General features: G+C 36.8%; 18 protein-coding genes and 1 riboswitch. Of the genes, 17 read left to right on the top strand and 1 reads right to left on the bottom strand.

Features of this window, described 5'->3' with window-relative positions; translation table 11 throughout:
- Positions 1-118 precede the first annotated feature (118 nt).
- The 15 genes from gltS (at position 119) to BUB48_RS00550 (ending at position 15,860) form a co-directional block, all read left to right on the top strand.
- Positions 119-1,312: a sodium/glutamate symporter gene (gene gltS, locus BUB48_RS00480; RefSeq protein ID WP_073023396.1), complete on the top strand. Its 1,194-nt coding sequence runs from the start codon at positions 119-121 to the stop codon at positions 1,310-1,312.
- Positions 1,313-1,859: 547 nt separating this feature from the next.
- Positions 1,860-2,861, top strand: coding sequence for a D-alanine--D-alanine ligase family protein (locus tag BUB48_RS00485; protein WP_207648298.1), 1,002 nt, complete (start codon positions 1,860-1,862; stop codon positions 2,859-2,861).
- Between the two features lie 13 nt (positions 2,862-2,874).
- The gene (locus tag BUB48_RS00490) at positions 2,875-3,990 is read left to right on the top strand and encodes an NAD/NADP-dependent octopine/nopaline dehydrogenase family protein (protein WP_073023398.1); all 1,116 of its coding nucleotides are present in this window, start codon (positions 2,875-2,877) and stop codon (positions 3,988-3,990) included.
- Positions 3,990-5,675 carry a cobalamin B12-binding domain-containing protein gene (locus BUB48_RS00495; RefSeq protein WP_073023400.1) on the top strand — a complete coding sequence of 562 codons (1,686 nt, stop codon included), beginning with the start codon at positions 3,990-3,992 and terminating at the stop codon, positions 5,673-5,675. The genes BUB48_RS00490 and BUB48_RS00495 overlap by 1 nt, the downstream gene beginning before the upstream one ends.
- Before the next feature lie 37 nt (positions 5,676-5,712).
- Positions 5,713-5,827, top strand: a riboswitch (FMN riboswitch).
- Positions 5,828-5,912: 85 nt separating this feature from the next.
- A complete protein-coding gene (locus tag BUB48_RS00500; protein ID WP_073023402.1) occupies positions 5,913-6,488 on the top strand; it encodes an ECF transporter S component in 576 nt (191 codons plus the stop codon).
- A 100-nt stretch (positions 6,489-6,588) separates the two neighbouring features.
- Positions 6,589-7,068 (top strand): tRNA (adenosine(37)-N6)-threonylcarbamoyltransferase complex ATPase subunit type 1 TsaE, encoded by a 480-nt coding sequence (gene tsaE, locus BUB48_RS00505; protein ID WP_073023404.1) that lies wholly within the window; start codon positions 6,589-6,591, stop codon positions 7,066-7,068.
- Complete coding sequence (gene tsaB / locus BUB48_RS00510) at positions 7,049-8,179, top strand: tRNA (adenosine(37)-N6)-threonylcarbamoyltransferase complex dimerization subunit type 1 TsaB (RefSeq protein ID WP_073023406.1); 1,131 nt, start codon at positions 7,049-7,051, stop codon at positions 8,177-8,179. The genes tsaE and tsaB overlap by 20 nt, the downstream gene beginning before the upstream one ends.
- 356 nt (positions 8,180-8,535) lie before the next feature.
- Complete coding sequence (locus tag BUB48_RS00515; protein WP_139249858.1) at positions 8,536-9,108, top strand: RNA polymerase sigma factor; 573 nt, start codon at positions 8,536-8,538, stop codon at positions 9,106-9,108.
- Positions 9,090-9,635 (top strand): anti-sigma factor family protein, encoded by a 546-nt coding sequence (locus tag BUB48_RS00520; RefSeq protein WP_073023408.1) that lies wholly within the window; start codon positions 9,090-9,092, stop codon positions 9,633-9,635. Before BUB48_RS00515 ends, BUB48_RS00520 begins: the two co-directional genes overlap by 19 nt.
- Positions 9,636-9,647: 12 nt before the next feature.
- Positions 9,648-10,526: a bactofilin family protein gene (locus BUB48_RS00525; RefSeq protein ID WP_073023410.1), complete on the top strand. Its 879-nt coding sequence runs from the start codon at positions 9,648-9,650 to the stop codon at positions 10,524-10,526.
- Between the two features lie 95 nt (positions 10,527-10,621).
- Entirely contained in the window at positions 10,622-10,846 is a 225-nt protein-coding gene (locus BUB48_RS00530; protein ID WP_073023412.1) for a hypothetical protein, read from the top strand.
- Positions 10,847-10,983: 137 nt separating this feature from the next.
- Positions 10,984-11,997: a tRNA (adenosine(37)-N6)-threonylcarbamoyltransferase complex transferase subunit TsaD gene (gene tsaD / locus BUB48_RS00535; RefSeq protein ID WP_073023414.1), complete on the top strand. Its 1,014-nt coding sequence runs from the start codon at positions 10,984-10,986 to the stop codon at positions 11,995-11,997.
- A gap of 710 nt (positions 11,998-12,707) precedes the next feature.
- A complete protein-coding gene (locus tag BUB48_RS00540; RefSeq protein WP_073023416.1) occupies positions 12,708-14,027 on the top strand; it encodes a DUF512 domain-containing protein in 1,320 nt (439 codons plus the stop codon).
- A 190-nt stretch (positions 14,028-14,217) separates the two neighbouring features.
- Positions 14,218-15,213: an isocitrate/isopropylmalate dehydrogenase family protein gene (locus tag BUB48_RS00545; protein WP_073023418.1), complete on the top strand. Its 996-nt coding sequence runs from the start codon at positions 14,218-14,220 to the stop codon at positions 15,211-15,213.
- Positions 15,214-15,224: 11 nt separating this feature from the next.
- The gene (locus BUB48_RS00550; protein WP_073023420.1) at positions 15,225-15,860 is read left to right on the top strand and encodes a GntR family transcriptional regulator; all 636 of its coding nucleotides are present in this window, start codon (positions 15,225-15,227) and stop codon (positions 15,858-15,860) included.
- Between the two features lie 8 nt (positions 15,861-15,868).
- Here the strand turns inward: BUB48_RS00550 and BUB48_RS00555 are convergent, their stop codons facing one another.
- Positions 15,869-17,779, bottom strand: a complete 1,911-nt coding sequence (locus BUB48_RS00555) for an ABC-F family ATP-binding cassette domain-containing protein (RefSeq protein ID WP_073023422.1) — start codon at positions 17,777-17,779, stop codon at positions 15,869-15,871.
- A 257-nt stretch (positions 17,780-18,036) separates the two neighbouring features.
- On the opposite strand from BUB48_RS00555, the gene BUB48_RS00560 reads away from it, so the two are divergent.
- On the top strand, positions 18,037-18,693 hold the full coding sequence (locus BUB48_RS00560; RefSeq protein ID WP_073023423.1) for a redox-sensing transcriptional repressor Rex: 657 nt from the start codon (positions 18,037-18,039) through the stop codon (positions 18,691-18,693).
- A gap of 204 nt (positions 18,694-18,897) precedes the next feature.
- Positions 18,898-19,032 (top strand): hypothetical protein, encoded by a 135-nt coding sequence (locus BUB48_RS18750; RefSeq protein ID WP_278308930.1) that lies wholly within the window; start codon positions 18,898-18,900, stop codon positions 19,030-19,032.
- The last annotated feature ends 68 nt before the right edge of the window (positions 19,033-19,100 follow it).

Here is a 19,100-nt window from a genome sequence, read left to right on the forward strand (position 1 = left end):
TATCCCAATGAGTGAATAATAAAAATCTTTTTTGTCACATCTTATAGAACTTTGTAGTATAGTGTAATACCTCCATATAATCAATAATGTAATAATATAAGATATTGGAGGTATTATAATGGTATTAAAACTTGACATGATTCAAACCATAGCTTTGGCAGTGGTGGTTTTATTGGTGGGTCAAGGCCTCAAGAAGAAAATAGGATTTTTGGAAAAGTATTGTATTCCTGTACCGGTTGTTGGAGGACTGATTTTTGCCATACTGGCTTTGGTACTGAGACAAACCGGGGTTTTGACATTTGAGATGGATGATACTTTGAAAAATGTGTTTATGACCGCTTTCTTCACAACAGTAGGATTTACGGCAAGCTTTAAAGTTCTGAAAAAAGGTGGCATAAAAGTATTTATATTCTTAGTAATTGCCACAGTATTAGTAATTCTTCAGAATGTTTTAGGGGTAAGTTTGGCCAAGGTATTTGGTTTAAACCCATTGATTGGACTTGCCACTGGTTCTGTGCCAATGACAGGAGGTCATGGAACATCCGGTGCCTTTGCGCCATTGTTTGAAGAAGCAGGAGCTATAGGAGCATCAACAGTGGCAATGGCTTCAGCGACTTTTGGTCTCATTATGGGAAGCATGATAGGCGGACCAATTGCAAAAAAATTGATTGAGAAACACTCCTTAACAAACCAGATCAAAAATGCAGGCAAATCCATGTCCGTTAATAACCAGGAAGAAGCAAAAAAACTGATACCAGAAAACTTCATGTCCGCTACAGTTCAGATAATCCTTGCCATGGGTATTGGTACAATAATTTCTGCTATACTGCAAAAAACAGGCATGACATTCCCTTCATATATAGGTGCAATGTTTGCAGCTGCAATAATGAGAAACATATCAGATATGACGGATTTTGTAAATGTTCGTATGGAAGAGATAGATATTATAGGAAACACATGCTTATCCATATTCTTGTCAATGGCATTGATGACTTTGAAGTTATGGGAATTGGCCGATTTGGCAGGACCTTTGGTGATAATGCTTCTGGCTCAGACAGTTTTGATGGCAATATTTGCTTATTTCATAACATTCAATGTAATGGGAAGAGATTATGAGGCTGCTGTTATCACCAGTGGACATTGCGGTTTTGGTATGGGTGCCACACCAAATGCCATTGCCAACATGGAAACCATGGCAGAAAAATACGGTCCTGCACCGGTTGCATTCTTCATACTTCCTCTGGTAGGAAGTTTGTTTATAGATTTCTTCAATGCAGCTGTAATAACTACGTTTATGAACTTTTTCATATAACTAAAAAGTTTGAATAATTTATAATGTCACCTTATAGGGTATAGTAAATATAGTCATTTATTATATATGCCAAAGGTCAGAAAACTGACCTTTGGCATTTTGCATTTCTGTGATATTATCACAAAATTAGCAGGATGAAACAAAAAATACTTGAAATTTTATGAAAACTAATTATAATATAAAGAAAAGTCAAAGATAGTCAAAGTCATATAGCTGATGTTATCACTCTACAAGATAACTAATATAAAGAAAAAAGTGATTAAATATTGGCTCCTTCCATTATATTCATTTGTAAGCCATCATATTATTGCACAATTAATTTTGACTTCCATAGAAAATCATATATCTTATCAAGTTTAATAAGACAAATTTTTCATTCCTGATACTTATTAATACAAAGTCAACAATCATTTTACAGAGAAGATAATATTTTATGTAACTTCGTGTCTATCAGATAGGAAGTCTACTTTACGTTGTTTTTGTTATTTTTATGTAAAGTAACAACATTTACCAAAATTAAAATAATAGGTTTATAGGAGGGGTTTTAGTGAGTTATAAAATTGGTTTAGTTCTAGATGAGCCTAAGATTGAAATGAGTACTGATGAATCGCGTTCTGCCGATGAGCAGAAAAGAATAACTGCAAATAAAATATATGAAGTTCTTTCAAAGAAATATGAAGTAGTTAATATTGTGGCTGATGTAAAGATAATAGAGAATTTAAAAAATAGCAATATAGACATAGTTTTTAATCTCAGCACAGGAGTTAGAGGAGAGAGTAGACAATCTCAGATTCCCGCCATATTGGAAATGCTGGGCATACCCTATGTAGGTTCCGGTATCCTTGCTCATGCCATGGCTTTAGATAAGACAGTAGCAAAGCAGATCTTTAAATATCATGATGTGCTTACGCCAAACTTCCAGATATTCCATGATGAAAATGAAAAACTTAATCCTGAATTAAAGTTTCCCCTTATAATAAAACCTGCCTGTGAAGGTTCTGGTTTTGGGATACATGGAGATAGCGTAGTTTATGAAGAGGAAGCCGTGCGTAAGAAAGTTTCTAAACTTTTGAAGCAATATCAACCGCCGATTTTAGCAGAGGAGTTTATAGAAGGAAGAGAGTTTACTGTAGGTATTATCGGCAATGGAAAAGATAAAACAGTCTTGCCTATATTGGAGATTGATTTTAAGGATATTCCTGAGGAATATGGTAAGTTCTATAGTTTTGAAGTTAAAGCAAATTTTGGACATAAAACTAACTATTATTGTCCTGCGCCTATAAGCAATAAATTAGAAGAGCAAATAAAAGCAATGGCTTCTAAAGCCTTTGATGCATTAGGTTGCAGGGATTTGGCCAGAGTAGATGTAAGAGTGAGAGATGATGTGCCCTATATTTTAGAAATAAATAGTTTGCCAGGCTTAAAGCCGGTATATAGCGATTTAACAAAGATGGCTGAAGCGGCTGGTATTTCATATGATGAACTGATTATAAAAATTTTGGAAGAGGCTATAAAAAGAATAGGGAAAGTTAGAAGAGTAAATAGTTAAAGGAGGTCGTTATATGCAAAAGAGAGTTATGAATTTTGCTGTCATAGGAGGCGGACATGGAGGTCAAGCTTTAGCAGCCTACTTAGCTTATTTGGGACATAATGTTAATTTATATAATCGCACAATAGAAAAGGTAGAAAAGATTTCTGAACAAGGTTTTATTGATATGGAAGGTTCCATATCAGGAAGAGGATATATTAACCTGGTTACAGATGACATAGAGAAAGCCATAAAGGGTGCTCACATCATAATGGTTACGGTACCTGCCAATGCTCATAGACATATTGCCAGCTTTATTGCTCCGTATATTTCAGATGATCAATATATTGTCTTAAATCCGGGCAGAACGGGAGGAGCATTGGAATTTTTCAACATAATCAAGTGTAATTATCCCGAAAAGAATCCATGCATCGTTGAAGCACAGACTTTGTTGTTTGCCTGCAGGATAGTTGAGGAAGGCAAAGTAGCTATACATAGCAAGAAGAATTGTGTTAAGATAGCTGCATTGCCTGCTGTAAGAACAAGAGAATTTATTGATATAATTTATCATGTTATACCTGAATTTGTCCAAACCTATAGTGTATTGGATACCAGTTTCAATAATGTTGGAGCTATACTTCATCCTATTCCTACCGTTTTAAATTGTGGAAGGATTGAAGGCACAAATGGAGGCTTTCTACATTATATTGAAGGCATAACTCCATCAGTGGCAAAGATAATGATGGAAGCAGACTGCGAGAGAATGAAGGTAGCAGAAGCTCTTGGCGCCAAGCCTGTATCTTTAATGGAATGGTTAGGTTATACTTATAACGCTTATGGGAAAACAGTATGTCAGGCAATACAAAAAGTGAAAGGTTATATGGGCATAAAGGCACCGGATACTTTGAACACAAGATATATATTTGAAGACGTTCCACATAGCCTGGTACCCATTGCGGATATGGGAAGATATTTAGGTATAGAAACTACCACCATAAACTCAATAATTCATATGGCGTCTATCATACATGGTAAAGATTACCACAAAATTGGCAGAAAAGTTGAAGATATGGGACTCGAAGGACTGGATGCAGAAGAAATAATGGACTATGTAGTAAATGGACAGATAACAAAGGAGGTAGTGGCTTAATGAAAAAGTATTTGGGAGCTGCAATAGGAAATTGCGTTCACGTAGGCGGTATAGTGAACTTTTTCCGCCTTGTGGAGAGAGAAGGTCATGAAACATATTTTCTTGGTGCGGCAGTAAGTATAGATAGGCTTGTAGAAAAAGTATTGGAAATAAAGCCTGACGTGGTTGCTATAGGATACAGGCTTACTCCCAAAAATGTTGAGCCATTGCTCAAAGAATTGGAAGAACATATCAAATCTAAGAAGCTAGATAATATAGAGTGGATTTTTGGAGGTACAAAGCCAGTTGCAGATGTCGCCAGAAGATTTTCATTCTTCTCTACAATATTTGATGGAACGGAAGATGTGGATGACGTGATAAACTATATCAGAGGCAGACAACTGAAGGAAGTAAAATTATACTATCCTGACAATATTGTTGAAAGAATAAATAGCAAATATCCTTACCCTGTGTTAAGACACCACTTTGGACTCCCTTCTTTGGAGGATACCATTGAGGGAATCAAAAAGATAGCGGAAGCTAAGGTTTTGGATGTAATATCCATCGGACCTGATCAAAACACACAACAGTTCTTTTTCTCACAAGATAAGATGAATAAGGATTTGGATGGAGCAGGGGGGGTACCATTAAGAAAAGTAGAGGACTTTATTGAGCTATATAAAGCTTCAAGAAGAGGAAATTATCCTCTTCTCAGATGCTATAGCGGAACAGCGGATGTATTCAGATTCGCAGAGATGCTAAAAGACACTATCCATAATGCATGGTGTGCTGTACCTTTATGCTGGTACAATGTACTTGATGGTAGAGGTACAAGGCCTGTAGGCGAATCCATAGCAGAAGGTCAGATGCTTATGAAAAAGCATGCTGAATGGAATATACCTGTGGAAGTCAATGAGGCTCATCATTGGAGCCTGAGAGATGCTCATGATACCATAGGTGTTGTTATGGCCTTTTTAGCTGCATACAATGCGAAAAAGATGGGGGTAAGGGATTATATTGCCCAATATATGTTTAATGTGCCTGCTGCATTGCATCATAAAATGGATTTGGCAAAGATGTTGGCTAAAGTTGAGCTAATTGAATCATTGGAAGATGATAATTTCAAGACTTACAGGCAAGTTAGGGCTGGATTGGCAAGCTTAAGCTCAGATCTGGATGTTGCAAAGGGGCAACTTGCTGCATCCACATACTTGGCTATGAGCTTGAAGCCTCATATTGTCCATATAGTAGGATATTGTGAGGCAGATCATGCTGCTAAAGCTGAAGAAGTTATAGAAAGCACAAAAATTGTAAGAGGAGTTATTCGTTCAACGCTGGATGGTATGGTTGATATGACTAAAGATATGGAAGTCCAAGAAAGAAAGCATGAACTCATGGAAGAAGCAAAATATTTATTGGATACAATTAAGAATCTATATGAAGAAAGTGAAGATCCATGGAGTGACCCAAAAGTTTTGGAAGATATTATTAGAAGAGGAATTATAGATGCTCCTCATTTAAGAGGCAATCCAAGTGCCAAGGGTGTTTTGGAGACAAGGATTGTAAACGGAAAATGCATGGCTTATTCAAAAAAGCTTAACAGAGTAATGACAGAAAAAGAGAGAATTGAAGAATTACTCAATGGAGAGGAGACATCCGTTGAAGGTCACCAATTTTGTAAAAAAATTGTATTGCAAAGTTGTTAATGTTAATATATAATATACTTGAAAATTAAAGACTGATTATAATCTTCAGGGACGGGTGCAATTCCCTACCGGCGGTATAGCCCGCGAGCCGAAAGGCAGATCCGGTTAGATTCCGGAGCCGACAGTTAAAGTCTGGATGGAAGAAGATTTATTTTTATGAGCAATTTTAAAAATAAGTCCCTGATATAATCAGGGACTTTTCTTTTCAAAAATATTCATATATGGTGGAGGTTAGAAATGAGAAACTCTAAACTGCAATTAACAACAAAAATTGGTATTTTGTCTGCATTTGCATTCCTTTTGTACTTAATTGAATTTCCATTACCACTATTTCCTTCTTTTTTAAAGATTGACCTGGGAGATTTACCTGCCATAATAGGAGCCTTTGCTCTTGGACCTTGGGTTGGAGTAGCCATTGAGCTTATAAAAAACATAATACATCTTTTCGTACGTTCTTCAACGGGAGGAATAGGGGAGGTAGGTAATTTCCTTACAGGTTCATCTTATGTGTTGGCTGCAGGATATATATACATGAGAAACAAGAGTAAAAAGACTGCAGTAGTTGGATTGATTACAGGTACCATTGTTATGGCGCTGGCTATGTGCGTATTTAACTTCTTCATACTTATACCTGTTTTCACCAACAGTCCTGTATCTACAGAGAATATACCTCTTATACTGACAGCCATATTGCCCTTTAACCTCATAAAAGGTGTTATTTTATCTGTCATCACATTGTTATTGTACAAGAGCCTGTCTCCAATATTGCATGCAGATATTTATAATGAAGTGGCAGATAAAAGAGCAAGATAGGTATACTTTTAACAAAAAATGAAATATAATATTTTTAAATGAATCTGATATCCGGAGCAAATTGTTTTGCTCCGGTATTTGTATTGTTCTGGAGGTTGTTATGTTAAAATTGTTTTCAAAAAGTGTGGAAGATACATATAGAATAGGAGAAAGATTAGGAAAGCTACTTTTTCCAGGAAGCATAATTTGCCTTACTGGAGATTTGGGAGCCGGTAAGACAGCTTTTACGCAGGGTATAGGAAGGGGCTTGGGGATTTCTGAGCATGTTGTAAGCCCCACATATACTATTATAAATGAATATACTTCCGGAAGGATTCCTTTGTATCATTTCGATGTCTATAGGTTGGGAAGCTCTGATGAAATGTATGAATTAGGTTGTGATGAATATTTCTATGGCGATGGAGCAACCATCTTGGAATGGGCAGATAATGTGGATGATGTAATACCCGGCGACAGGCTTTGGATAACCATAAGGAAGACGGAAAATCCAGAAGAAAGGGAAATAATAATGGAAGCTTCGGGTTTGGAATATGAGAGGTTATTAAAGGAGATGAAGAAGGATGAGGATATTAGCAATTGACACTTCTACTGCAGCTGCTTCTTCTGCCATCATGGAGGATGGAAGGCTGTTATGTGAATTTACCATAAATGACGGCAGGAAGCATTCAGAGAAAATGATGAATATTATAAACATAGCATTGGAAAACAGCGGAATGGACATAAGTCAGATAGATGCTTTTGCGTGTTCAATAGGGCCCGGTTCCTTCACAGGACTGAGGCTTGGAGCAGCAGCGGTGAAAGGTCTGGGGCAGGCTTTGAATAAACCTTTGATTGCGGTGCCTACTTTGGAAGCATTGGCATTTAACCTATTTCCCTACAATGGACTCATATGCCCAATGCTGGATGCCCAGAGAAAAATGGTTTATTCATCATTGTACAAGATAGAGGATAATAAATTACTTAAGCTTGAAGACTACAGGGCCATAGATATAGATAAACTAATAAACAGATTGATGGAATACGAGGAAAAAATAGTGGTTTTGGGAGATGGAGTTCCTATTTTTGGACAGAAGATGAAGGACGTTCTGCCTAATGTTGTTGAAGCATCTCCTGCCACATTATATCCTAGAGCTTCTTCTGTGGCTGTTTTGGCAGAAGAACTGTATAAGGAAGGAAAAACTATAAACTATAATGAGTTGGAGTTATATTATATAAGGAAGTCTCAGGCAGAGGTAGAATATGATAAAAAGGAAAAAGTTGAAATATTGCCTATGAAAAAAGAAGATGTAAAAGCAGTACATGATATAGAGTGCAAGAGCTTCACAACTCCCTGGTCATTGGAATCCTTTGAAGCTGAGATATACAACAATATGGCAAGGTATTTGGTGGCAAAAATCAACGGGGAAGTTGTAGGCTATGGAGGAATGTGGATCATATTGGATGAAGGACACATAACCAATATTGCCGTACATCCCGACCATCGCAGCAAGAAAATCGGTGATGCATTAGTGAAAGATTTGATAAGTCTGGCAAGAGAAAATGACTTAAAAAGAATGACTTTGGAAGTCAGAACGTCCAATTGGCCTGCCATAAATTTGTATAAGAAATATGGTTTCAAGGAAGCAGGAGTCAGAAAAGGATATTACCAAGATACCGGCGAAGATGCATTAATAATGTGGTTAGAGCTATAGGGCATTCTTTATGGTCAGTCGCTAGTCACTAGCCTATGCTCGCCAGTATTAGGGTATTTCTTTAGGGTTTTTTTAAAGAACACGGATTTACACGGCGGTTATCACAGATTAGCACGGAAGGTATAATATTTAACCACTTTAAGGCACTAAGTTCCATCAAAGGACATAATTAGTGTATTTTAGTGCATTTATGTGTCTTATGGTGCTTTCAAAAAAAGAACCTGTTGTGCTAATACGTATTTCTCAACAAAGACCTAAGAGGAATACCCTAATCTTAGTTTATAGCTCAAATTATCAGACATATGCCTGATAAATCCGTATATATTTCAGAAGCGATTATAAAGGTGGGAGTTATTTTGTATGGGGCAGATATGGAAATAATAAATAAGTGCCTGGAAGGAGATGATTCCGCTTTTGAGGAGTTGGTATCCAGATACAAGGGAATTGTATTCAATACATCCTACAGGATGCTAGGCAGTTATGAAGAGGCAGAAGATGCATCTCAGGAAGTTTTCATCAAGATGTATAGATACCTTAGAAGATATGATCCCCAATACAAATTCTCTACCTGGGCAATTAAGATTACTACTAATTATTGTCTTGATTTGTTAAGAAAGAGAAAAGGAGAAACAGTTCCTATAGAAACTCAATATGACCTGAAGGATGAAGGCTTCACTCCAGAAGAAGAGTATGTAAGGCATGAGAAGCAGCAGATGGTTAAAAAGGCTGTGGACAGCTTGCCTCCAAAATATAAAGAGCTTATTGTACTTTTTCATAACAGAGGCCTATCCTATTCGGAAATAATGGAGGTAACCGGAGAATCACTGACTATAGTAAAAAATAGGCTTTACAGAGCCAGACAAATGCTGAAAGATTTATTGAAAGATATGGACAAGGAAGGTGAAGGGCTATGGAATGCAGTGAAGTAAGCAACTTGATAATGAAGTATATTGACGGTGACATAAGCGAAGTTGAACTGAAGCTTTTGAATAAACATATACTTTCATGTGAAAGTTGCCATGAAGAATTTCAGATGATGACAGAAATGATAAAATGCATAAACGAAATGCCTGAGATTTCTCCGCCTTGTGATTTGGAAGAAAAAATTATGAATAGGATAAACAGAGAGAGAGAGGCAAGCAGTATGGTTAATATGCTCATAGGAGCCGCTGGCATGTTTGCCTTTGCATATTATATGATCATCTTTGTTATACTGCCCTTTATGCGGGATGCAGGTATTGGGCAAATACTGCTTGGTTATGGAGCTTTTGTCTTGGGTATTATTGACAGATATTTTATAGGTATATTAGTTTACCTGCCAATTACTATAAATAATTTGCTTACATTAAGAAAAATTCTCTTACAGGATTATATGAACATAATGATTTTCATTTCAGGTGTAGTTATGGTCCTGAATTTGGGCCTTATAAGAATCATAAATCTCCAACGGGAATAGGAGGAATCCACATTGAAAAGGAAATATATTTTAATAGCCATGTTGATTGTGACAATTCTGATTACAGCAGCTTTTTCTGCAAATGATGGAAATTCAGGAACGTTTGCCATAGGAGAAGATTTAAGAGTCAAGGAAGATGAAACCATAGATGATTCTATTAATGTATTTTTCGGAGATGTTGTCATAGATGGAAGAGTTGATGGTGATGTGGCGGTGATTTTTGGAGATGTTGTGATAAAAGGGAGCGTTGATGGCAATGTGGTTGCTGTATTTGGTGATATATCCGTTGGAGATCAGGGTATTGTAAAAGGCAGTGCTGCTGCAGTAATGGGTAAGGTAAAAAGGTCTCCAGGCTCTATTATTGAAGGGGAGATAGCCAGTGTTGAAGGACCTTTTAATGTGGGAAGAGCGGACATCCTACCTTTAATGGCTGTATCTTCAATTATCAGTCTCGTGATATTTTATGGATTGTCTGCAGTATTATTGGTTATCATGCCTGATAGAATGAGTTATATGAGCCAGAGTACTTCCTTTAAAATTTGGAGAAGATTTGGTATAGGTATTGCTGCCTACCTTCTGTTTATACCTGCCATTGTGGTATTAGCCATAACAATAATTGGTCTCTTCTTAATACCATTCTTTATAGCTGGTTTCTTAATAACAGCTTTTATAGGAATGACAGCCCTGAAGATTACTCTAGGGAGAAGAATAACAGGCAGCCTGGAAGGCAGAGGAGCCCCTTATATTTATCTTTTGGTTGGATCAATACTGATATCTGTATTACCTTTTGTACCTGTTGTAGGTTGGCTTGTGTATTTATTTGCGGCTTCTGTGGGTTTGGGAGTTGTGCTGGATACAAGGTTTGGCAAGCCTAAAGCCAGAGTTATATGATAAAAATAATTAAATTTTACTTTATATGTTCAAAATACTGTGATATAATATATTAATGTTGTTGCACTATTTTTTGTATTATAGGGGGAATAAAGTTGCTGCTTCGTGAGTTTGAAATAGATGGTTGTATTATTCGTCTTAGCGAAGTTAATGAAATATTCATAGCTGAGGTCCTTGGGCAGAATGGTGAAAAGCTGTTCTATCATGAGTTTAATAATTATGATAACATAAAAAATGGCTTTAATCAGATAATAGAAGAGAATGAAGCAAGCAAGGTTGATATAGAGAGAGTATTAAGCATTTTGGAGAATAGTAAATAAAGTTGCAGCGGGGCAGGATAATATCCTGCCTTTTGTAAATATTAATGTTCGAAGATATAACTGCTACGCAAGCATAATTTGCTGTCAACATCTCCGAATTAAACTGCAATTGCCATGAATATGGGAGAGATGAAAAGTTGAAAAAAGATACTATCATATTAGCTATCGAGAGTTCATGCGACGAAACTTCAGCAGCGTTGGTGAGAAACGGAAGAGATGTGCTGTCAAATATCATATCGAGCCAAATAAGTGTGCATAAGAAATTTGGTGGTGTGGTGCCGGAGGTGGCATCAAGGAAGCACATAGAGAATATCAGCGGTGTAATAGATACAGCCTTATCTGAGGCCAAATTAAAACTTGATGACGTAGATGGAGTTGCTGTTACTTATGGTCCTGGTCTAGTTGGAGCATTGTTAATCGGATTGACTACTGCAAAGGCCTTGGCTTATGCGAAAAAGTTGCCTCTCATTGGAGTTAATCATATAGAAGGGCATATTTATGCGAATTTTATACAACATAAAGAACTGGAACCTTCTTTTGTGTGTCTTGTGGCTTCGGGAGGACATAGCCATATAGTAAACGTTGTGGATTATGGCAAGTACGATATCATGGGAATGACCAGGGATGATGCAGCAGGAGAAGCCTTTGACAAGATAGCCAGAGCATTGGGCCTAGGATATCCTGGAGGACCACTGGTTGATAAGATTGCAAAGGAAGGAAATGCTCAAGCCATAGATTTCCCAAGAGCCTATTTGGAAGAAGGAAGTTTTGATTTCAGCTTCAGTGGTTTGAAATCTGCCGTACTGAATTATCTTAACAGCTTGTCTATGAAAGGTATGAAGACTAATGTGTCCGATGTGGCGGCCAGTTTCCAACAGGCAGTGGTAGATGTATTGTCTGATAAGCTTATTGCAGCAGCAGAGGTAAAAAACTCACCCTATGCAGTATTGGCAGGGGGAGTGGCGGCCAACAGCAAATTGAGGGAAGAGCTTAGCAAAAAAGGAGCAAAGAAAGGTATCAAGGTGCTCTATCCGGATCCCATACTATGCACCGATAATGCAGCTATGATAGGTTGTGCGGGCTACTACAAGCTGCTTAGGGGAGAGGTATCTGAAATGAACCTGAATGCGGTACCGAATTTGACGCTTTAAAATTGGTTGCGTGGTCTAGGGAATTCCTATTCCGTTTTGCTACGAGTCACGTGCTGCGTGTGGCTGGACCTCTGAGATCTTTAATTAAAACCACTAAAAGTTACTGTAGCGGTATATAGCCAATCTAAGGGATATATAATATCGCATGAGTTATTAACTTGGTGACTCTAATCTCATCTATAAGAGAGTTCTAACGGCGCAAAACGGGTATCCGTGCCATATGTTTCGTCGGTTGCGCCTAGTGGGACATCCGTGTCGCACTTACGAACTCTCTATTTTAGATTTCGCAAAGAGGCACTAGCAAAGTTAATAAAAATGTTCTCTTATATATCCCTTAGATTTTACTATGTCTTAATGAACTGCGTAGTATGTGGTATTCATTTGCCGTCCTGTTACATTCTACATGCTACGAGATCTCGGGTATTTTTTGGGTAAAAGATTTTTTTGTTTTGTATTACAGGTTGCAAAATTATATTACCCTTTAGTGTATTTTAGTAGAGTTTTAGTGTCTTTTAGTGGGTTTAAAATCCCTACATGATAATCCGTGGTTACCGACGTGGTAAATCCATGTTCTTCACAAAGACCCAAAAGGTATACCCAAAGGCTTGCAGTATGTAATCCGTAGCATGCAGCAGAACAAAAAAGGAATAACGTGACTACTTGCAACTCATAATCCGTAACCAGACAAACTACCGAAAGGAGGTCAGTATATGCAAAAGGCTCCAATACATATGATATATGAAGCTGCCATGCGATATAACATACTGGCTTTAACTAGTCGTTGCGCTACTTCCTGTGTGTTTTGCAGTCATCATCAAAACCCGCCCGAAGTAGAAGCATTTTTTGTATCGGATCTCACGATGGATGAGGCTAAGTTAGCTATGGATTTTTTGGATGGCGACAAGAAGATAATCATAGGTGAATCTGCTACCAGGTTATGTGAAGGAGAACCATTCATACATGAGAATTTCATCGAAATACTGAAGCTGTTGAGAGAAAAGTATAAAACTGCTCCTATACAAATAACTACCAGTGGAATCTATTTAGACGAGGAAGCATTAAAAGTACTAAAATCCATTGGTGATATAGAGCTCAACATATCCCTCAACAGTTGTTCCAAGAAAGGGCGTGAGAAGTTATATAAAGGCAGAAGCCTTATGGAAGCTGTTGAGGCTGTCAAGAACATAGTGTCACATGGGCTGTCTTTTAACGGCAGCATTGTTGCCATGCCACATCTGGTGGGAGAGAAGGATATAGAAGATACTATAAGGTTTTTATCTCAGTGGGGAGCTGAGACTATTAGGATCTTCATGCCTGGTTATACCAGATATAGCAAGATACCCAATCCGCCGGATGACATCTATGATAGGCTCAAGGATATAGTAGATAAAATGAAATATAAAATTAAAACTCCATTGCTATTTGAACCAACCATATTGAAGAATCTTACACCTGAAGTAGAAGGAATTATTCTTGGTTCTCCAGCCCATAGGGCCGGTTTCAAAGGCGGAGAAATAATCATCAAAGTTGGGGGAAAATCTGTGTTTTCAAGAGCAGATGCATACTACAGCATATTATCTTCAGAAAATCCTGCTATAGAATACGCAGCTTGTGGAACTATTGAAAATATGACTTTATCCAAAAAATCAGGTGAAAGAAGTGGTTTCATTTTTAGCTATGATATTGATAAGGACAGGGTTGAAACTATAAAGGGTGTAATAGCTAAAAATTCAGGAAAAAGGATAATGGTTGGGGTATCTAAATTTGGGTATAACATAACAAAGGAATGTTTAAAAAATGAAAATGTTGATATTGAAGTGATAGAAAATAATTATTTCGGTGGAAACATTGGATGTAGTGGTTTGTTGGTATTGGAAGATGTAAAGCGGAAGCTGGCAGAAAAAGAGAAGAATTATGATGTGGTTATATTACCTGCCATCATGTTTGATAGCAAAGGAAGAGATCTCACAGGAAAGCATTATAAATATTTAGAAGCAGAATGTAGTATAAATATACATATAATTACATAAATATTTATATTCTGAATATGGGATAAAAAGCTGTAACCCTTTAATAATTATGATGAAGGAATTGCAGCCTTTTTATTTTTTATTGCATTTTTTGATGCAAATTGCATAAATATTAATATTGATTATTGACATATGTTTCTCTGATTTGTATAATTGTATACAAAAATACAAAAGTGTGGGAGGTCGTTTTATGTATAAGGCAACATTAATACCCGGTGATGGAATAGGTCCAGAAGTCATAATGGCAGCAACTTCAGTTATAGAGGCAGCAGGTGTTGATATTAAATGGGATGAGAAACTGGTAGGACAGTCAGCTATGGCAAAATACAACAATCCTTTGCCTGAAGATACCATAAATTCCATAGAGACAAATAGAATAGCCTTGAAAGGTCCCAGTACAACAGAAATAGCAAAGGGCTTCAGAAGCGCCAATATTAGTCTTAGACAAAGGTTGAATCTATATGCCAATATAAGACCCATCAAGAGCATTGAAGGTGTAAACAGCAAGTTTAAAGATATAGACATGGTGATATTCAGAGAGAATACAGAGGATCTCTATATGGGTATTGAGCATATGATAGGAAAGGATGCTGCCGAGTCCATAAAAATCATAACCAGGGAAGCATCCGAGAGAATAGCCTCCATGGCATTTAGCTATGCAGTAAAGGAAAAAAGAAGAAAAGTTACTTGTGCTCATAAAGCTAATGTTATGAAGCTCAGTGATGGACTTTTCTTATCAAGCGTAAGAAATGTGGCAAGCAAATACCCAGACATAGAGTATGAAGAGGTAATAGTAGATAGCCTTTTTATGGATATGGTTATGAATCCGGAAAAATACGATATATTGGTAGTACCTAATCTCTATGGCGATTTGCTGTCGGAGATGGGCGCGGGTTTGGTAGGAGGTCTTGGCATTGTACCGGGAGTTAACATAGGAGTTGAGGCAGCTGTTTTCGAGCCTACCCATGGAACGGCGCCGGATATTGCAGGTCAAGGCATTGCCAATCCCACAGCAGCCATACTCTGTGCTGTGATGCTTCTTAGACATATAGGAGAAAAAGCAACGGCAGAGAGAATATATAACAGCGTGTGTCGTACAATAAAGGAAGGGAAATATGTGACTAAAGATTTAGGAGGTAATTATTCTACCAAAGATATGACAAAGGCAATAATCGATAATATGTAATAGGTGATCTAATGGAGTACTTCACAAGAAACCAGATATATGAAAAAATAAGACAGGATATACTTGATGGAAAATATATAAGGGGTCAAAGTCTGGTGGAAATGAAGCTGGCAAAGGAATTCGGAGTCAGCCGAACACCTATAAGAGAAGTATTGCGCCAACTGGAGCTGGATGGTTTAGTGGAGAGTATCCCAAACAGAGGTGTATTTGTATTAGGTATTACTAACGAAGATATAAAGCAAATTTATGCCATAAGGCAAAGGATAGAAGGTTTAGCTGCTTTGTGGGCGGCAGACAGAATGACCTCAGAAGACCTAAAGGAGTTGGAGAACATATATAATCTCATGGAGTTTTATACACAAAGGCAAGATGTGGATCAAGTAGCAAAGCTTAACACCCAATTTCATGAAATAATATTCAAATCAGCCAACTGCAAATATCTAAAAAATATATTGAGCAATTTTCAGGTTTATCTTCAATGGGCCAGGTATGCTTCCTTAAAGGTACACGGTCGTCTACAGGCTGCTTTAGCAGAGCATAAGGATATATTGGAAGCCCTTAAGCAGAAGGACGGGGTTTTGGCAGAAAAGAGAATAATGGAACATGTGGATAACTCAAGAAAAAACCTTGAGAAAGATAGCAGATAAAAGGGCCGTTACTGTAAATCGGCCCATTCTTCAAATAAATCATCTATTTTTTTGGTAAGCTCTTCTTTTTCTTTGCTGAGTTCATTACACTTAACATGATCTGAATAAATATCCGGTTGAGTCAGAAGCTGGTCGATTTCTGCAATTCTGGATTCTGCTTCCCCGATTTCCTTTTCTATGGCTTCAATTCTCTTTTGTTGCTTTCGTTCTTTGGCTTTCTCTTCTTTTTGCTTTAACCAGTCGTTTTTTATATCTGAAATTTTTCCATCATTTTCTTTTGACTTATTGTCATTATCTTTGAATAAGTTTCTCTTCATTAAATAATAGGAGTATCCTCCATTATAGACTATAGCGCCCTGGGCAGAGAGTTCTACTACCTTGTTAGCTACTTTATTGATGAAATATCTGTCATGAGATACGAAGAGCACTGTGCCGGTATAACCTGATAATGCTTCTTCCAATACACCTTTGGATTCCATATCCAGGTGATTTGTAGGTTCATCAAGTAGAAGAAAATTAGCCTTTGAAAGCATCAGTTTTAAAAGTGCAATTCTGCTTTTTTCTCCTCCGCTTAGTACGGATATTTCCTTAAAAACATCTTCACCCTTGAATAGAAATGCTGCTAGAGCGTTTCTTATGGCTGTTTCATTCAATCCGGGGTAAACATCCCAAACTTCATCTATTATCATTTTGTTGTGATTTAAGCTTTCTTGTTCTTGATCATAATATGCGGTGAATACAGATGTACCAAACCTTACAGTCCCTTCATCAGGTCTTATCTTCCCTGCTATTATCTTCAATAGAGTGGTTTTTCCTATTCCGTTGGGGCCTAACAATGCTATTTTGTCTCCACGCTTGATTTCCAAAGACAAATTGTTGAATAAAGGTCTGCTAAAAGCTTTGGATAGATTTTCTAGCTTAAGCACATCGTTACCGCTTCTAAATTGAGGTTCGAATTTGAAATGTGCTTTTTGTGGCAGTGTCTCAGGTTTATCTATCTTCTCCATTTTTTCCAATAGCTTTTCTCTGCTCTCCGCTTGTCTTATGCTTTTTTCCCTGTTATATTGTCTGTATCTGGCTATTATAGCCTCCTGTCGGGCTATTTCCTTTTGCTGATTTTCGTATTCCTTCTGCAATTGCTCCCTAAGTTCTTGTTTTTTTGCAACATAATATGTGTAATTGCCTTCATATTCTGTCAGCTTGCCATTTTCTACTTCAAAGGTTCTGTTGGTAACATTGTCTAATAAATATCTGTCGTGGGATATGATCATCAAAGCGCCTTTATAGTCTTTGAGAAAACCTTCCAACCATTCTACAGCTTCTATATCAAGGTAGTTTGTAGGCTCATCTAATAGCAGAATATCTCTTTTCTCTAGCAGAACCTTTCCTAAAGCTACTCTGGTTTTTTGACCTCCGCTGAATAAGGCTATTCTCTTGTCATAATCTTCTGGGGAGAAGCCAAGTCCTTTCAAAACGCCTCTTATTTTGCTTTCATAGGCAAAGCCTTCGTTGTTTTCATACTGCTGCTGTAGAGAAGAGTAGGCTTTCATAAGGGAATCCAGTCTTTCATTTTCTGTACCTGGATTTATACTGCTGATTTCTTTCTCCAGCTGTTTCATTCTATTTTCAATTTCTCTAATATCTGAGAAAACCTTCAACATCTCCTGCCATAGGGTTGTATCTGATTCAAAGTCCAAGAATTGAGACATATACCCTATGGAGATGCTCTTTCCTATATATAAATCACCTTTATCTTTTTCTTCTATTCCTGCTATTATTTTGAATAAAGTGGACTTTCCGGCTCCGTTTACACCTACCACACCTACTTTATCCTTCTCTTGCAATGTGAAGGAAGCATCTTTTATGATCATGTCTATTCCATAGGATTTTTGTATTTCTTTTGCTGATAAAATAATCATCTTTACCTCCTGTAAGGCTGTTCCATTATCTCTTTTAATTCTACCAGAAATCTTAATTTATATAAATATCATAGAGTTGTATGGAAAGAATATATATGAATTTCAGAATTTTAAAATACTTTGACTACAAATTAAATATTTGCTAATAATTGACTTTTGAAAAAACATATAATAAAATATTAACAATATAAATTGATATTGAGTATTGTTTATTATATGACTTTATATCGCATACCTTTTTAATAGGAGTTGATAGCGTGGAGAGATTTAGCAGCATATCTATGGCAGTAGTAAGAAGATTGCCTAAATATTATAGATATCTGGGGGAACTTAAAAAGAATGATGTAAAAAGAGTATCTTCTCAGGAACTAAGTAGAATAACAGGTTTTACCGCATCTCAGATAAGACAGGATTTGAACTGTTTTGGAGGATTTGGCCAGCAAGGCTATGGCTATAATGTAGATGATCTTTATCAAAACATAAGTAATATCTTAGGGCTTAACAAGATATACAAGACTGTTATCGTAGGAATGGGTAACTTGGGTCAGGCCATTGCCAATTATAGTTTCTTCGAGAAAAGCGGCTTTGTGCCTCAGGCATTGTTTGATGTGAATCCAAAGCTTATTGGGCTTAAAATAAACGACATAAGGGTTCATGACGTAGAAGAATTGGAGGACTTTGTAAGAGAGAATAATATTGATATAGGTATTATATGTACTCCAAAGAGCCAATGCCAAAAGGTTGCTGAATCCTTAGTGAGAGGCGGAGTCAGAGCTATTTGGAATTTTGCTCCTTCTGATATAAATGTATCTGATGATATAATAGTTGAAAATGTTCACTTAAGTGAAAGTTTATTTACCATATCATATTTATTGAAAGAAAAAGAAGAAGTATTAAAATCAAAAAAATTTTAGTTTTTTTAAGAAAAAGTTTGACAAACTCTTAACAAAGAATAGGCGCTTTGTTAAGAGTTTTATTTTTTATAAGCCATAGACCAGCTAATTAAAGTCAAGCATATTTTAGGAAAGTATAATTCTACATTAACATTGACTTTCTGCAATGGGTTTCAAGAAAGATTTCTCTACACTATGCACTAGTGAAATCTATGGAGGTATAAGATGCGAAAAGTAGGAGAAAATGAAGCAAATGATAAAAATAAGGATTTTCAGAGAAAAAAACAGTTAAATCGAAGTGTCTTTTTAGTAAAAAATATGATAATATTGTCAAGAAGGATGTCTTGCAGATTTATATAATTATGAAGGATTTCATTCAAAAAATAAAACAAGAGTTACAAAATTTTTATAAATACTAATGCAAAAGG

This window comes from Lutispora thermophila DSM 19022, from assembly GCF_900142105.1.
Lineage (GTDB): Bacteria > Bacillota > Clostridia > Lutisporales > Lutisporaceae > Lutispora > Lutispora thermophila.

Coding starts and splice junctions, on each gene's coding strand:
- BUB48_RS00490 (WP_073023398.1), top strand. CDS start 2,875: ATGCAAAAGAGAGTTATGAATTTTGCTGTCATAGGAGGCGGACATGGA.
- BUB48_RS00500 (WP_073023402.1), top strand. CDS start 5,913: ATGAGAAACTCTAAACTGCAATTAACAACAAAAATTGGTATTTTGTCT.
- BUB48_RS18750 (WP_278308930.1), top strand. CDS start 18,898: ATGCGAAAAGTAGGAGAAAATGAAGCAAATGATAAAAATAAGGATTTT.
- BUB48_RS00520 (WP_073023408.1), top strand. CDS start 9,090: ATGGAATGCAGTGAAGTAAGCAACTTGATAATGAAGTATATTGACGGT.
- gltS (WP_073023396.1), top strand. CDS start 119: ATGGTATTAAAACTTGACATGATTCAAACCATAGCTTTGGCAGTGGTG.
- tsaE (WP_073023404.1), top strand. CDS start 6,589: ATGTTAAAATTGTTTTCAAAAAGTGTGGAAGATACATATAGAATAGGA.
- BUB48_RS00540 (WP_073023416.1), top strand. CDS start 12,708: ATGCAAAAGGCTCCAATACATATGATATATGAAGCTGCCATGCGATAT.
- tsaB (WP_073023406.1), top strand. CDS start 7,049: ATGAGGATATTAGCAATTGACACTTCTACTGCAGCTGCTTCTTCTGCC.
- BUB48_RS00555 (WP_073023422.1), bottom strand. CDS start 17,779: ATGATTATTTTATCAGCAAAAGAAATACAAAAATCCTATGGAATAGAC.
- BUB48_RS00545 (WP_073023418.1), top strand. CDS start 14,218: ATGTATAAGGCAACATTAATACCCGGTGATGGAATAGGTCCAGAAGTC.
- BUB48_RS00550 (WP_073023420.1), top strand. CDS start 15,225: ATGGAGTACTTCACAAGAAACCAGATATATGAAAAAATAAGACAGGAT.
- BUB48_RS00495 (WP_073023400.1), top strand. CDS start 3,990: ATGAAAAAGTATTTGGGAGCTGCAATAGGAAATTGCGTTCACGTAGGC.